This window comes from Hornefia butyriciproducens, assembly GCF_009695915.1.
Lineage (GTDB): Bacteria > Bacillota > Clostridia > Peptostreptococcales > Anaerovoracaceae > Aminicella > Aminicella butyriciproducens.
Genome location: NZ_VUMZ01000003.1, coordinates 240695 through 254691, shown reverse-complemented (window position 1 = coordinate 254691; position 13997 = coordinate 240695). Strand labels below are relative to the sequence as shown.

Annotated in this window: 17 protein-coding genes; all 17 read left to right on the top strand. The window is 53.7% G+C overall.

Annotated features, from left to right (window positions below; genetic code table 11):
- Nucleotides 1–84: 84 nt before the first annotated feature.
- The 17 genes from FYJ64_RS04985 to FYJ64_RS04905 all read left to right on the top strand — a co-directional run bounded on the left by FYJ64_RS04985 (nucleotide 85) and on the right by FYJ64_RS04905 (nucleotide 13929).
- Entirely contained in the window at nucleotides 85–279 is a 195-nt protein-coding gene (locus FYJ64_RS04985; protein ID WP_235897110.1) for a hypothetical protein, read from the top strand.
- A gap of 270 nt (nucleotides 280–549) precedes the next feature.
- Entirely contained in the window at nucleotides 550–1068 is a 519-nt protein-coding gene (locus FYJ64_RS04980; protein ID WP_154574102.1) for a sigma-70 family RNA polymerase sigma factor, read from the top strand.
- 315 nt (nucleotides 1069–1383) lie between these two features.
- Nucleotides 1384–1692, top strand: a complete 309-nt coding sequence (locus FYJ64_RS04975) for a hypothetical protein (RefSeq protein ID WP_035643327.1) — start codon at nucleotides 1384–1386, stop codon at nucleotides 1690–1692.
- The gene (locus FYJ64_RS04970; protein WP_154574101.1) at nucleotides 1682–2815 is read left to right on the top strand and encodes a DUF2800 domain-containing protein; all 1134 of its coding nucleotides are present in this window, start codon (nucleotides 1682–1684) and stop codon (nucleotides 2813–2815) included. The genes FYJ64_RS04975 and FYJ64_RS04970 overlap by 11 nt, the downstream gene beginning before the upstream one ends.
- A 1-nt stretch (nucleotide 2816) precedes the next feature.
- Nucleotides 2817–3386, top strand: coding sequence for a DUF2815 family protein (locus FYJ64_RS04965; protein ID WP_035643329.1), 570 nt, complete (start codon nucleotides 2817–2819; stop codon nucleotides 3384–3386).
- 15 nt (nucleotides 3387–3401) lie between these two features.
- Nucleotides 3402–3590, top strand: coding sequence for a hypothetical protein (locus tag FYJ64_RS04960; RefSeq protein WP_154574100.1), 189 nt, complete (start codon nucleotides 3402–3404; stop codon nucleotides 3588–3590).
- Nucleotides 3591–3644: 54 nt separating this feature from the next.
- A complete protein-coding gene (locus FYJ64_RS04955; protein ID WP_154574099.1) occupies nucleotides 3645–5633 on the top strand; it encodes a DNA polymerase in 1989 nt (662 codons plus the stop codon).
- 109 nt (nucleotides 5634–5742) lie between these two features.
- On the top strand, nucleotides 5743–6069 hold the full coding sequence (locus FYJ64_RS04950) for a hypothetical protein (RefSeq protein ID WP_035643334.1): 327 nt from the start codon (nucleotides 5743–5745) through the stop codon (nucleotides 6067–6069).
- Nucleotides 6069–8324: a phage/plasmid primase, P4 family gene (locus FYJ64_RS04945; protein ID WP_154574098.1), complete on the top strand. Its 2256-nt coding sequence runs from the start codon at nucleotides 6069–6071 to the stop codon at nucleotides 8322–8324. The genes FYJ64_RS04950 and FYJ64_RS04945 overlap by 1 nt, the downstream gene beginning before the upstream one ends.
- 137 nt (nucleotides 8325–8461) lie before the next feature.
- Nucleotides 8462–8743: a VRR-NUC domain-containing protein gene (locus FYJ64_RS04940; RefSeq protein WP_035643336.1), complete on the top strand. Its 282-nt coding sequence runs from the start codon at nucleotides 8462–8464 to the stop codon at nucleotides 8741–8743.
- Nucleotides 8724–10070, top strand: coding sequence for an SNF2-related protein (locus FYJ64_RS04935; protein WP_154574097.1), 1347 nt, complete (start codon nucleotides 8724–8726; stop codon nucleotides 10068–10070). Before FYJ64_RS04940 ends, FYJ64_RS04935 begins: the two co-directional genes overlap by 20 nt.
- A 64-nt stretch (nucleotides 10071–10134) precedes the next feature.
- Nucleotides 10135–10320: a hypothetical protein gene (locus FYJ64_RS04930; protein ID WP_154574096.1), complete on the top strand. Its 186-nt coding sequence runs from the start codon at nucleotides 10135–10137 to the stop codon at nucleotides 10318–10320.
- Nucleotides 10317–10742: a hypothetical protein gene (locus FYJ64_RS04925; protein WP_154574095.1), complete on the top strand. Its 426-nt coding sequence runs from the start codon at nucleotides 10317–10319 to the stop codon at nucleotides 10740–10742. The genes FYJ64_RS04930 and FYJ64_RS04925 overlap by 4 nt, the downstream gene beginning before the upstream one ends.
- A 106-nt stretch (nucleotides 10743–10848) precedes the next feature.
- Nucleotides 10849–11217 carry an HNH endonuclease gene (locus FYJ64_RS04920; RefSeq protein ID WP_328596986.1) on the top strand — a complete coding sequence of 123 codons (369 nt, stop codon included), beginning with the start codon at nucleotides 10849–10851 and terminating at the stop codon, nucleotides 11215–11217.
- 110 nt (nucleotides 11218–11327) lie between these two features.
- Entirely contained in the window at nucleotides 11328–11885 is a 558-nt protein-coding gene (locus FYJ64_RS04915) for a P27 family phage terminase small subunit (RefSeq protein ID WP_035643342.1), read from the top strand.
- Between the two features lie 17 nt (nucleotides 11886–11902).
- Nucleotides 11903–12685, top strand: a complete 783-nt coding sequence (locus FYJ64_RS04910) for an S-adenosylmethionine synthetase N-terminal domain-containing protein (RefSeq protein WP_154574094.1) — start codon at nucleotides 11903–11905, stop codon at nucleotides 12683–12685.
- A complete protein-coding gene (locus FYJ64_RS04905) occupies nucleotides 12682–13929 on the top strand; it encodes a site-specific DNA-methyltransferase (protein ID WP_154574093.1) in 1248 nt (415 codons plus the stop codon). The genes FYJ64_RS04910 and FYJ64_RS04905 overlap by 4 nt, the downstream gene beginning before the upstream one ends.
- Nucleotides 13930–13997: the final 68 nt, after the last annotated feature.

The window sequence follows — 13997 nt, the reverse complement described above, 5'->3', positions numbered from 1 at the left end:
TGCAAAATCCAAAAATGTCCTACAAGAAATAGCTCTTAGCTATTTATCCGGATAGAGACGCTGAGACAGGAAGGAGGCAAAACAGTGACAAAGAGTGAAAGGCATAACTGGATCGACAGTATCGAAAACTCTGCTGCCGTTGTTAGCTCCAAATTGGGCTCGGCAGTAGTTGACTCAGTTTTCAGGCGCTTCGGTGTGAACTGTGTTGAAGATGCAAGTGACAGCATTCTGCCAGACATTTTCAGCGAGATGTACGCTTATGAAGCTGACTTGAAATAAGAAACCGTCCTGAGCATGACGTTAAACTGCTCCTGCTCACCGACGTGATCGTCCCGAGTGCACATAGAGGGACTGTTCGCCACAGACGTGAAGCCGACAACTGAATACAAGACCAGCACGCGAACAGCTGGACGCAACTTGAAGCGGAGACTTTGTTCTCCCGCGACGGGTGGGATTTCTGCGTCCATTTTCGCTGCTGGCACCCAAGTACGGGATCTCCGCTTCTCCACAAGACCCAGCGGCTGTGGGGCTAAGGAGACCCGTACTTTTATGAAAAAAGATGTAAATCAGAGTAAACGTATTTTTGACAAGGGAACCAAAACTTGGTTCGAAGTAACACCGGAACAGTACGCGGAGTTTGACCGCTTCCGTACAAACAAGAGAAAACGCGAGCAGTATCACGGGCGCTGCATGTGCCCTCGCAGCAAGTGGTGGCTCTGCGACGGGATGTGTGACGACTGCGAATATCACGCTCCCGGAGACACCCTGTCACTTGATAAACCCGTCTCTGACAGCGAAGGCGATGAGGTTACCCTCGCTGACACGCTGGTTGATCCGTCACCGTCACCTGAAGACATCATCTGCGACATGGATGAGCTGGAGCACCTGTTTAAGGATCTGGAGGAACTGATGCCTGAAGCGTTCCAGATCGGAAGGCTCAGGGAAGATGGAAAGACGGACGGAGAGATCGCCGAAATCATCAAGATCAAGAGGACGACCTTCCGCAGCCAGATCGACAAGGCCGCTAAGATCCTCGCAAAGAAATATCCCGACCACTTTAATATCTAATGTAGTTATCCGGCTGCCATCACAGTGGCCGGATTTCTTTTTGTCTATATTAGCAGCAATTTATATATTTTGCTGCTAATCAAAACTTTTCAATTTTCCTTCGTCAATCCCTACCCATCACCTCCAGTGGGAAGTGTAAGGAGCACAAAACGAGACGCTCCGGATTGGAGGTGAACCCCATGTACAGAACACGAAGCCCTGCTGACGAAGAAGTGATCGACGTTCTGATCGCAATCAGTCAGGTATCCGCAAGGCTGGCAAGAAAGCTCAAAGTCTTATCAGCCCAGAGTCAATCCGAGGAAGGAGGAAAATCACATGAGCAAAATGAGCGAAATGGATCTGACCATCAAAGAGCTCCGCGATGCTGCTGCCGCTATTAACAGCGCCGCCGACTGGCTGGCCGGGCAGTTCTCCGGCACACAGGATCAAGAGGTACCTAAGAAGGAACCGGAACTGAAGCTCGAAGATGTCCGCGCTGTTCTGGCAGATATGTCAAGGAAAGGACACACGGCTGAAATCCGCGACCTGCTCAAGAAGTATGGTGCCGAGAAGCTCTCCGGTGTCGATAAGGCAAACTACAAGGCGCTGCTTAAGGATGTGGAGGGACTGGACGATGGCAACTAAACACGCACTACTCTCTGCATCATCATCAGACCGCTGGATTCACTGTCCACCGTCAGCAAGGCTCTCCGAGACCTACGAGGATAAAGGCAGTGACTACGCCGCTGAGGGCACCGACGCCCACAGCCTGTGCGAATACAAGCTGAAGACGGCGTTGGGCATGGAGGCCGATGATCCGACAGAGAACCTCAGCTGGTTCAATCAGGAGATGGACGACTGTGCATCCGGGTACGCCGCCTACGTTCTGGAACAGGTCGAGGCCGCCAAGGAAACCTGCAGCGATCCGGTCGTCCTGATCGAGCAGCGAGTCGACTTCTCCCGATGGGTAGAGGAAGGTTTCGGAACCGCCGACTGCATCATCATCGCAGACGGCACCCTGCAAGTCATTGACTTCAAATACGGACTCGGCGTGTTGGTCAGCGCTACTGAGAATCCACAGATGATGTGCTACGCGCTCGGAGCCTTGGAGCTCTTTGACGGCATCTACGACATCGACACTGTCCGGATGACGATCTACCAGCCGCGCCGGAATAACCTGAGCACCTATGAACTGTCAAAGGACGACCTGCATACGTGGGCGGACGACGTACTGAAGCCTGCTGCCGAGCTCGCCTTTGCAGGTGACGGCAACTTCCTCTGTGGTGAATGGTGCGGATTCTGCAAGGCCAAGAACGCCTGCCGTGCCCGTGCCGACGCCAATCTGGAACTGGCCAAGTACGACTTCAAGCTGCCGCCGCTCCTCACCGATGAGGACGTAGAGGACATCCTTGGCAAGATCGATGACCTTGTATCGTGGGCATCCGACATCAAGGAATATGCCCTCGCGCAGGCGATAAGCGGCAAACAGTGGTCGGGCTTCAAGCTCGTTGAAGGTCGCTCCAACAGGCGCTACGTCAATGATGCTGCCGTCGCCGCAGCCGTCACAGAAGCTGGCTTTGATCCGTATGAGCAGAAACTGCTCGGAATCACGGCCATGCAGAAGATGCTCGGCAAGGCTCGCTTTGACGAAGTCCTGTCCGGGCTCATCGAGAAACCACAAGGCAAACCAACGCTCGTGCCGGAGAGCGATAAACGATCGGCAATGAATACAGCTATAACCGATTTCAAAGACAATGGAGGTAAATAACATGTCTAACAAAGTAAAGAATCCTATGAAAGTTATCACCGGCGAAGACACCAGATGGAGCTATGCCAACGTCTGGGAGCCGAAGTCAATCAACGGCGGCACTCCGAAGTACAGTGTCAGCCTGATCATCCCGAAGTCGGATACCAAGACCATTGCCAAGATCAAGGCCGCGATCGAAGCTGCCTACGTCGAGGGCGAGGCAAAGCTCAAGGGTAACAGCAAGTCTGTGCCGCCTCTCAAGTCCATCAAGACTCCGCTGAGGGACGGTGACGCCGAGAGACCGGACGATCCGGCATACGCCAATGCTTACTTCATCAACGCGAACTCCGCTACTGCGCCGGGCATCGTGGACGCGGATCTTAACCCGATCCTCACCCGTTCGCAGGTCTATTCCGGAGTATATGGCAGAGCCAGTATCAACCTGTACGCCTTCAACTCTAACGGCAACCGTGGCATCGCCTGCGGCCTGAACAACCTGCAGCTGATTCGTGCCGGTGAGCCTCTGGGCGGCAAGGCAAGTGCTGAGGCCGACTTCGCAACCGATGACGACGATGAAGATTTCCTGAACTAATGGAGGTATATGACAATGAACGAGATTGTAATTTCAACCGTACTCTGTAACATTCTGGTCGGCTGCTTCTGCCTGCTGGTTCTCTCGTGGGCAGCAACCGCGATCAACATGGTGATCTGCGAGCGCAGAGATGACAAGCGCAAGGAAGCCGCTGACCTCCGAGACAAGGAATATCACGAAAAGCGTATGGAAGCATACAAGTAAAGCATGTGGGCTGGTGGCAGGTCTTGCTGCCAGCCCTTTTCAAGGATGGTATATATGAAAACACTCAGTATAGATATCGAAACCTACTCAAGCGTCAGTCTGCAGAAGTCTGGCGTCTACCGCTACGTGGAGGCTCCGGATTTTGAGATCTTGCTCTTTGGCTACAGCATAGACGGCGCACCCGTCAAGGTGATCGATCTGACCTGCGGCGAGAAGATCCCGGAAGACATACTGGATGCCCTGACGGATGACACGGTCACCAAGTGGGCATTCAACGCGAACTTCGAACGTGTCTGCCTGTCGCAGCACATGAAGAATCTGGGTATGAGCCTTGATCCCTTCCATGACAATCATCCCCTCTCAACCGAGATGGCGAGGTACCTGAATCCGGAAGGCTGGCGCTGCACTATGATCTGGTCAGCCGTGATGGGACTGCCTTTGTCACTGGAAGGCTGCGGTGCTGTCCTCGGCCTTGAGAAGCAGAAACTTACCGAAGGCAAAGACCTGATCAAATACTTCTGCCAGCCCTGTGCTCCCACAAAGTCAAACGGCCAGCGGACACGGAACCTTCCCCGTCATGCTCCCGACAAGTGGGCAGCCTTCAAGCGGTATAACGTCAGGGATGTCGAGACAGAGATGTCCATACAGCAGCGCCTGCAGAAGTTCCCGGTGCCGGACTTCATATGGGATGAGTATCACATTGATCAGGAGATCAATGACCGTGGTGTCGCGATCGACCTTCCTCTGGTCAGACAGGCCATCGACATGGATGCCCGTTCCCGGGCAGAGCTTACGGAGGCCATGCGGCAGCTGACAGAGCTTGAGAACCCGAATAGCGTCCAGCAGATGAAGCAGTTTCTTATAGAGAACGGCCTCGAAGTCGACTCCCTCGGTAAAAAGGTCGTGGCCGAACTGATCAAGACGGCACCGCCAGAGCTAAGGCGCGTTCTCGCTCTCCGGCAGCAGCTGGCCAAGTCCAGCATCCGGAAATATCAGTCGATGATCAACGCCGTGTGCTCCGATGGCCGTGCTCGCGGTATGTTCCAGTTCTATGGAGCCAACCGGACTGGCCGCTGGGCAGGCAGGCTCATTCAATTACAAAACCTGCCACAGAATCACCTTCCGGATCTGGAGCATGCTCGCGCCATCGTCCGCTCCGGTGATTACGACAGTGTGGAAATGCTCTACGAGGATGTCCCGGATACCCTCTCTCAGTTGATCCGGACAGCCTTCATTCCAAAGGACGGCTGTAAGTTTATCGTCAGTGACTTTAGCGCGATCGAAGCCCGGGTAATCGCGTGGATGGCTGGCGAGTCTTGGCGTCAGGAGGTCTTCGCAAGTGGCGGTGACATTTACTGTGCCAGCGCCAGTCAGATGTTCAAGGTGCCTGTCGAGAAGCACGGCATCAATGGCCACCTGCGTCAAAAAGGCAAGATCGCAGAACTCGCCCTCGGCTACGGCGGATCAGTCGGAGCCCTGAAAGCAATGGGCGCTCTTGAGATGGGCTTGACCGAGGATGAGCTTTATCCCCTTGTTGAGGCTTGGCGGCAGACAAACCCGAACATCGTCTCCTTCTGGTGGGACGTTGACCGGGCTGCAATGGAGGCTGTGAAGTTCAGGCATGAGGCGGACACCCACGGCATCCACTTCGAATATAAAAGCGGCATGCTCTTTATCACCCTTCCTTCTGGCCGGAAGCTCGCCTACGTAAAACCCAAGATTGGAACTAACAAGTTCGGCGGCCAGTGTATCACCTACGAAGGCGTCGGCGGCACCAAGAAATGGGAACGCCTCGAAACCTATGGCGCTCGCCTTGTCGAGAACATCGTGCAGGCCACCTCCCGGGATATCCTGTGCTACGCCATGCGGACGCTCCGCTGCTGCAGTATCACGATGCACATCCATGATGAGCTTGTCATCGAAGCCGATCCCCGGATGTCGCTAAAGGCAGTCTGTGAACAGATGGGAAGAACACCACCGTGGGCAGAAGGCCTGCAGCTGAACGCAGACGGATACGAAACAACATTTTATAAGAAAGACTGATCTTCTTTCGTCAAATCAGGGCTGTCACCTCCAGTGGAAAGTGTAAACCGGCGGTGGCAGCCTTTGCTTTTACCGCCTTCACTATCTCAATAGAACAGGAGGAAGATCTATGTTCGAAATTAAAGAAAACAGACGTATCCTGCCTGACGGCACCCAGATCACTACCTACAGCCGGGACGTGGTCAGCTGCAATATCCTCGAGGTCGAAGCCGGTACCACGGGATACATGGGCGGTGATACCGGACACGGCGGACGCACTTACTTCCGCATTGAAGACACCGGTGGAACAGATATCCAGATTCATCCTCTCGGGCGCTACGCCGATGAAGGCTTCGAAGTATTCCTCGGCGGTGACTGCGAGCTCGAAACCATCATCCGGGCACTGAAGTTCATCACAAAGGTGCTGGAGGAAGAATCCAAGGAGGTGTACGACTGATGTTTACCCTCTACAGCGCAGATATCATAGGCAGTCCAAGTAACTGCTCCTACCCTCACAAGCACGACGTGACAGATCAGGCCTCTCTCAGGGAGGCCGTCTGCCACGATTACGTATGTGCAGAATACCAGAACAGCTATCGCAATAATGATAACTTCATCGGAAGCGACTGCCTGCCGGTCGACTGCGACAACGACCACAGTGAAAACCCGGATGAATGGGTAAGCCCGGCTGACGTGGCTGCCGCTTTTCCGGGCGTCGCCTTTGCTGTCCACTACTCAAGGCATCATGAGAAGACCAAGAATGGTAAAGCACCGAGGCCGAAGTTCCATGTGTTCTTCCCGATCGAAAGGATCACCGACGCAACGGAATACAGCAACCTGAAAAGGCTGGTGAGTGCCATCTTTCCGTACTTCGATACGCAGGCGCTGGATGCTGCCCGGTTCTTTTATGGGACAGCTGATCCGCAGGTCGAGGTCTTTGATGCACCCATGAACCTGACCTCATTTCTGGATGATGAGTTTGATGAAAACATGGACGGCGGCACCTACGGCAGCATCACCATCCCAGAAGGCTCCCGGAATGCCACCATGTCCCACTACGCCGGAAGAATCCTGAAACGCTACGGCAACACCGATGAAGCCCACGACCGCTTTATCGAATTCTCGAAAAACTGCGATCCGCCTCTGGATGCCCATGAGCTGGATACCATCTGGCGCAGCGCACTCCGCTTTTACGGCAAGGTGTCATCTCAGGACGATTACATCCCTCCGGAAAAATATAATCAGGAGCTTCTCCTGCAGCCCGGCGATTACTCAGATGTCGGGCAGGCTTTGATCCTTTCCCGGGAATACATCGACCGGCTCCGCTACTCCCCATCGACAGACTACCTCGTGTACAACGGCAGCTTCTGGGAGGAATCGAAACCAAAGTCACAGGCTGTCGCGCAGGAACTCACTGCCCGTCAGCTGGAGGAAGCGGAGAACGAGATCAAGAAGACTCTTGATGAAATGATGAAATGCGGCGCATGGGAGCTCGTTGCCACGATGGGAAATAAGAAGGCCGCCGCTGCCATGAACCGGGAGCAGGTACGTATCTTCCAGAAATATGAGAATGCCATCAGTTACCGGAACTACGCTATCAAGCGCCGGGATTCCAAATACATCTCCTCTGCCCTGAAGGAAGCAAGACCAATGCTGGAGGTCGACCAGAGGGATCTGGACGCAGATGAATTCCTGCTGAACACGCCGTCAGCCACCTACGACCTGAGCAAGGGACTGACCGCACTTCACGATCACACCCCGGGAGACTTCATTACAAAACAGACCTCGGTTGATCCGGATGACCTGAACATGGACATCTGGCAGGCAGCGCTCGACACCTTCTTCGTGGGCGATACGGAGCTCATGAACTACGTGCAGGAGATCGCCGGGCTGTCCGCTATCGGCAAAGTCTGCCTTGAGGCTCTGATCATCGCGTATGGCGAAGGCCGCAACGGTAAGTCGACCTTTTGGAATGCCATCTCCCGGGTGCTCGGAAGCTACTCCGGGAACATGTCCGCCGACACCCTGACCGTGGGCTGCAAGCGGAACGTCAAACCGGAACTTGCTGAGGCCAAGGGCAAGCGCCTGCTGATCGCATCCGAACTTGAGGAAGGCATGCGCCTTTCCACTTCCAACGTGAAGCAGCTCTGCTCCACCGACGAGATCTATGCGGAGAAAAAATACAAAGACCCCTTCTCCTATGTTCCGACGCACACGCTGGTGCTCTATACCAATCACCTGCCGAAGGTGGGAGCGCTGGATGCCGGTACGTGGAGAAGGCTGATCGTGATCCCGTTCAATGCCGTCATTGAAGGAAACAGCGACATCAAGAATTACGCCGACTACCTGTATAAGAAATGCGGCGGCGCGATCCTCTCTTGGATCATTGAAGGTGCCAAGCGCGTGATCGCCAAGGACTACAAGATCGAGAAGCCGAAGGTTGTGGTCGACGCCATCAATCGTTACAAGGAAAACAACGACTGGCTCTCACAGTTTCTGGATGAGCGCTGCGAGCTGGATCAGAGCTATACGACCAAGTCCGGCGAGTTTTATAACGAATACCGCAGCTACTGCATGCAGGTCGGTGAGTATATCCGCAGCACGACGGATTTCTATACGGCACTGGATCAGGCTGGCTTTGAGAAAAAGCGTACCAAGACCGGAGTCATGGTCTTCGGAGTCCGCTTAAAGTCTGATTTTATGAAGGCTTAGGACTAATGGTGTAGGTCGATGAAGCTCTTTTCTATAACTACTCTTAGAGCCTAAAAAAACAGCCTATAAGAAAAGTTAGCGATATGACCTTAATCGACCTGCACCACCGTTTAATTCACTGATGAAAGGAAGGCACAATGCTTGAAAAATCAATCGAAAAGAAACTGGCTGATGCAGTAAAGAAACGCGGCGGTCTGGCTCCCAAGTTTGTAAGCCCGGGCTTGGACGGCATGCCTGATCGTATCGTACTGATGCCGGGCGGACGGCTGGCCTTTGTGGAGGTCAAGGCTCCGGGTAAGAAACCAAGACCGCTGCAGGAAGCCAGACACAAAAAACTACGCGAGCTTGGCTTTTCCGTTTACACCCTTGATGACAAAGACCAGATCGGAGGAATCCTTGATGAAATATGTACCACATGATTATCAGCAGTATGCAACCGAATATATCAAATCCCACCCGGTTGCTGCCGTGCTGCTGGATATGGGCTTAGGCAAGACGGCTATCAGCCTGACCGCACTTCTTGACCTGCTGTTTGACAGCTTCGAAGCTCACCGCATACTGGTGATCGCACCTCTTAGGGTAGCACGGGACACATGGCCTGCGGAGATCGAAAAATGGGATCACCTGAGCATGCTGACCTATTCCGTCGCTGTCGGTTCCGAGAAAGACCGGAAGGCTGCCCTGATGCGAGATGCGGATATCTATATCATCAACCGCGAGAATGTCCAGTGGCTGGTCGAGCAAAGCGGCATCCCGTTCACCTTCGATACGGTCATTGTGGATGAGCTCTCCTCCTTTAAGAACCACCAATCAAAACGCTTTAAGGCTCTGATGAAGGTGCGGCCACGGATCAAGCGGATCGTCGGTTTGACCGGCACCCCTTCCGCGAACGGTCTGATGGATCTCTGGGCAGAGTTTAAGGTGCTGGATATGGGGCAGCGGCTCGGGCGCTTTATCGGAATGTACCGTAACAACTATTTCAGACCGGACAAGCGCAACGGCCAGATCATCTACTCATACAAACTCCTGCCCGGTGCGGATAAGGCGATCTATAAACAGATCTCTGACATCACCATTTCCATGAAGGCAACCGATCATCTGAAGATGCCGGAGCTTGTGATGAACACGCACACCGTGGAGCTTTCCGATGATGAGCGTGAGCACTACGACGAACTGAAGCAGACACTGGTGCTGCAGCTTCCGGAGAAGGAAATCACAGTGGCCAACGCCGCAGCCCTCACCGGGAAGCTCCTGCAGATGGCCAACGGTGCGATCTATGACGATGACGGCGACCACATCCATATCCATGACCGGAAGCTGGATGCACTGGAAGATTTGATCGAAGGCGCCAACGGCAAACCGGTGCTGGTGGCCTACTGGTTCAAGCACGATCTTGAGCGCATCAAGTCCCGGTTCAAGGTCAGGGAGATAAAATCATCTTCCGACATCCGCGAATGGAATGCAGGAAAGATCCCGGTTGCTGTGATCCACCCTGCCTCAGCCGGGCACGGACTCAACCTGCAGACCGGAGGCTCCACCCTTATCTGGTTCGGCCTCACGTGGTCGCTGGAACTGTATCAGCAGACCAATGCCCGTCTGTGGAGACAGGGACAGCAGGACACCGTCGTGATCCACCACATCATTACGGATGATACGGTCGATGGCCGGGTGCTGAAAGCCCTGCAGTCAAAAGAGAAAATACAGGACAGCCTGATCGCTGCGGTCAAGGCGGAGCTGTCCAAGTGACAATCACTGTAAACACGAGTCAATCAGAGTCAACCCGAGGACGTTACAAATCGGAGGTGAGACTTTGAACCCATACGAGAATCTGGCGAATGCCATCGTGCTGCAGGCCGTGAAGGATTACCGGCTGACTGACGACGAGGCAGAGCTCGCCGAGATCGAGCGCTTCTTCCGCTCCGACTGGTTTGGTGTTCTGACGGACGTTGATCCGGAGTATCTCATCAGAAGGCTGCGGAAGGAGAAAGATAAATGACAGCAAAAGAATATTTATCACAGGCACGGACACTGGACATGCGTATCAAGTCCAAGCTCCAGCAGATTGAATCACTGAACGATCTGGCTACCTCCTGCACCACTGTCTACAGCGACATGCCGAGAAACCCGAATCGCGGCGGCTCAAAGGTAGAACGTGCGGTGCTTAAGATCATCGAGGTCGAGGACAGCTTAAAGCGTGACGTGGAGGATCTGGTGGAACTGAAGAAAGAGATCATGCAGACGATACATTCCGTGTCCGACGTCGAACTGCAAACCCTGCTGGAGAAGCGGTACCTCTGCTTCCTCTCGTGGGAGAAGATTGCGGTCGACATGCATTACAGCATCCAGCATATCTTCCGGATGCACGATCAGGCACTTTCTAAAGTTTCTGCCATCATGAGAGTAAATGAGAGTGAATGAGAGTTTCCTTTTATGATATTGTTATGATGGACAAGATGAAACAACGGACGAGCCTTGCAGGACGTAAACCCTGCAGGGCTTTTCTTATGAACGGAGGTGACGCAAGGTGCCAAGGAAACCAAAGCGTCCCTGCTCCTTCCCCGGCTGTCCCAACCTGACAGACGGACGCTTCTGTCCAGAGCACGAACGGCAGGAGCAACGACGCTACGAGAAGTACGACCGTGACAAGACTTCCAAGCGAAGGTACGGTCGTGCTTGGAAACGAATCCGCGACCGTTATATTCATGCCCACCCTCTCTGCGAGCGATGCCTTGCGGAAGGACGGTACGTAAAGGCTGAGCAGGTGCACCACATCAAACCGCTGTCCGAAGGAGGCAGCCATAATGATGAGAACCTGATGAGTTTATGTACGGCATGCCATGCAAAGATCCATGCCGAGAGAGGCGACCGCTGGCACACCCACTCCGATGGGTAGGGGCGGTCTGAATCTCTACAGCCTATGCCCCGTGGAACGGGCGTGGGGTCACGTGTGCGCGTGCGCGGTTTCAAACGGGGAATATACCCCAGAAATGTGAGGTGATTATCATGGCTAAGGACGGTACCAACCGTGGCGGTGCCCGGATGGGTGCCGGAGCCAAAAAGAAGCCCTTGGTCGACAAGATCAATGAAGGCAATCCGGGCAAGAGAACGCTGACTGTCATCGACTTCGATTCGCACGCAGCCGATTTGGAAGGTCAACCGATGCCCAAGCCGTCAAAGCTCCTGTCTGCGAAACAAAAAGATGGGAAGAAGCTGCAGGCGGCAGCAATCTACAAAATTACATGGGAGTGGCTGCATGAACGCGGCTGCTCCTCTTTAGTTTCCCCACAGCTACTTGAGCGCTACGCCATGAGCTGTGCAAGGTGGATTCAATGCGAGGAGGCCGTGACGGAGTTTGGCTTCCTTGCCAAGCACCCCACCACGGGAAACGCGATCCAGAGTCCATATGTTGCAATGGGACAGAACTACATGAGCCAGACTAACCGGCTCTGGATGGAAATCTACCAGATCGTGAAAGAAAATTGCGCCTCGGAGTACACCGGCATGAGTCCGCAGGATGATGTGATGGAACGGCTGCTCAGGGCGAGGCGCGGAGAAATGTAAGAATCGGAGGAATGATTATGTTTGAAAAAGTGAATCCGGCTCACCCGGACAAAGTGGCTGACCGCATCGCCGGTGCCCTCGTGGATCTGGCTTATGAAAAAGAATCCGATCCGAGGATCGCTGTCGAAGTCCTGATCGGTCACGGAACCTGCCACATCATTGCTGAGACATCAGTTAGCATCTCCCCTGATGAGGCAGCTGTAATCGTAAGCCGCATCACAGGTAGCCTTGCTGTCGATTACTGTGAGGTGCCGCAGGATCAGCACCTGTCGGATAACCAGAAGAACGGTATCCGCTGTGGTGACAACGGGATCTTCAAAGGCGTCCCGGTAACCGATGAGCAGAAAGTCCTCTCCCGGATCGCAAGGGATCTGTATGAGAAGTACGGCTGTGACGGCAAATACATTATTGATGAAGCCCGGCTGATCATCTGCCAGAGCAACGCAGCCTCAGATGATATTGCAGCTTCCTACCCCACTGCCGAGATCAATCCTCTCGGGGACTGGACTGGCGGCACGGACGTGGACTCCGGCGCTACTAACAGAAAACTCGGATCAGATATGGCCGACTCCGTGACTGGCGGCGGCCTGCACGGAAAGGATCTGTCCAAAGCAGATGTCAGTGTAAACATCTACGCATGGCTCAAAGCGCAGGAAGCCGGACAGCCGGTCACCCTTTGCTGTGCCATCGGGGATGAGTCCGTTGATGGTATTCCGTATATCGACATAGTAGAAACAGCGAGAAACTACATCCGCGATATTGGCGGATTCGAGAAGTTCGCTGAGTGGGGTCTCGTATGAATATAGAAAAGAAAAATGTGAAAGACTTACTCCCGGCTGACTACAATCCCCGTAAGGATCTGCAGCCCGGAGATCCAGAATATGAAAAGCTGAAACGCTCCATTGAGCAGTTTGGCTATGTGGAACCGGTCATCTGGAATAAACAGACCGGTCGCGTGGTCGGCGGCCACCAGCGCCTGAAGGTGCTCATCGACTCCGGCATAACCGAGGTTGATGTTGTTGTCGTCGATATGAACACGGAAAAAGAAAAAGCGCTAAACATCGCCCTGAACAAGATCAGCGGCGAATGGGATACGGACAAACTGGCTCTTGTGATCGCAGATCTGCAGGGTGCTGACTTTGACGTCTCCCTCACCGGTTTTGATCCGGAGGAACTGGACGACCTGTTCCGTGACGATGTAAAAGACGGCGTTAAGGAGGACGACTTTGATGTCGAGGCTGAGCTTCATAAGCCGGTCTTCTCCAAAGCTGGCGACCTTTGGATGCTTGGCGAGCACCGCCTGCTTTGCGGCGACTCCACCAAGCCGGAAACCTATGTGCTTTTGATGAACGGAAAGAAGGCACAGCTGGTCGTGACAGACCCTCCGTACAACGTAGACTACAAAGGCACTGCCGGAAAGATCAAAAACGACAAGATGGCCGAGGATCAGTTTGAGCAGTTCCTGCTCGCTGCCTACAGCCAAATGTATGAGTGCATGACAGACGACGCCAGCATATACGTCTTCCACTCCGACTCCCACGGTCTTGCCTTCCGTAAGGCCTTTGAGGAGGCAGGCTTTTATCTTTCCGGCTGCTGCATCTGGAAGAAGCAGTCGCTGGTGCTCGGAAGAAGCCCGTACCAGTGGCAGCACGAACCGGTGCTCTTTGGCTGGAAGAAGAAAGGCAAGCATCAGTGGTATACCGGAAGAAAAGAATCCACGATCTGGGAATTTGATAAGCCGAAGAAGAATGCAGATCACCCGACCATGAAGCCGGTGGCTCTTGTGGCCTACCCGATTATGAACTCAACTATGACCGGATGCCTTGTGCTTGATCCGTTCGGCGGCTCCGGCAGCACACTCATTGCCTGCGAGCAGACCGGGCGCATCTGCTATACTGTTGAGCTTGATGAAAAGTTCTGTGATGTGATTGTAAAACGCTATATCGATCAGGTCGGATCAGCCGAGGGAGTTACCGTCTTAAGGGATGGGCTCACCTACCGTTTTGATGAGATCAATACAGGTGAAAATTCTCCTGAAAAATAGTACAGATATATCGATAAAAGACTTGCTATTACTGGCTTTTAGAGTGATATATGTACTACCGAAAAAGC

Coding starts and splice junctions, on each gene's coding strand:
- FYJ64_RS04975 (WP_035643327.1), top strand. CDS start 1,384: ATGAGCAAAATGAGCGAAATGGATCTGACCATCAAAGAGCTCCGCGAT.
- FYJ64_RS04955 (WP_154574099.1), top strand. CDS start 3,645: ATGAAAACACTCAGTATAGATATCGAAACCTACTCAAGCGTCAGTCTG.
- FYJ64_RS04915 (WP_035643342.1), top strand. CDS start 11,328: ATGGCTAAGGACGGTACCAACCGTGGCGGTGCCCGGATGGGTGCCGGA.
- FYJ64_RS04935 (WP_154574097.1), top strand. CDS start 8,724: ATGAAATATGTACCACATGATTATCAGCAGTATGCAACCGAATATATC.
- FYJ64_RS04945 (WP_154574098.1), top strand. CDS start 6,069: ATGTTTACCCTCTACAGCGCAGATATCATAGGCAGTCCAAGTAACTGC.
- FYJ64_RS04905 (WP_154574093.1), top strand. CDS start 12,682: ATGAATATAGAAAAGAAAAATGTGAAAGACTTACTCCCGGCTGACTAC.
- FYJ64_RS04970 (WP_154574101.1), top strand. CDS start 1,682: ATGGCAACTAAACACGCACTACTCTCTGCATCATCATCAGACCGCTGG.
- FYJ64_RS04960 (WP_154574100.1), top strand. CDS start 3,402: ATGAACGAGATTGTAATTTCAACCGTACTCTGTAACATTCTGGTCGGC.
- FYJ64_RS04910 (WP_154574094.1), top strand. CDS start 11,903: ATGTTTGAAAAAGTGAATCCGGCTCACCCGGACAAAGTGGCTGACCGC.
- FYJ64_RS04965 (WP_035643329.1), top strand. CDS start 2,817: ATGTCTAACAAAGTAAAGAATCCTATGAAAGTTATCACCGGCGAAGAC.
- FYJ64_RS04950 (WP_035643334.1), top strand. CDS start 5,743: ATGTTCGAAATTAAAGAAAACAGACGTATCCTGCCTGACGGCACCCAG.
- FYJ64_RS04925 (WP_154574095.1), top strand. CDS start 10,317: ATGACAGCAAAAGAATATTTATCACAGGCACGGACACTGGACATGCGT.
- FYJ64_RS04980 (WP_154574102.1), top strand. CDS start 550: ATGAAAAAAGATGTAAATCAGAGTAAACGTATTTTTGACAAGGGAACC.
- FYJ64_RS04940 (WP_035643336.1), top strand. CDS start 8,462: ATGCTTGAAAAATCAATCGAAAAGAAACTGGCTGATGCAGTAAAGAAA.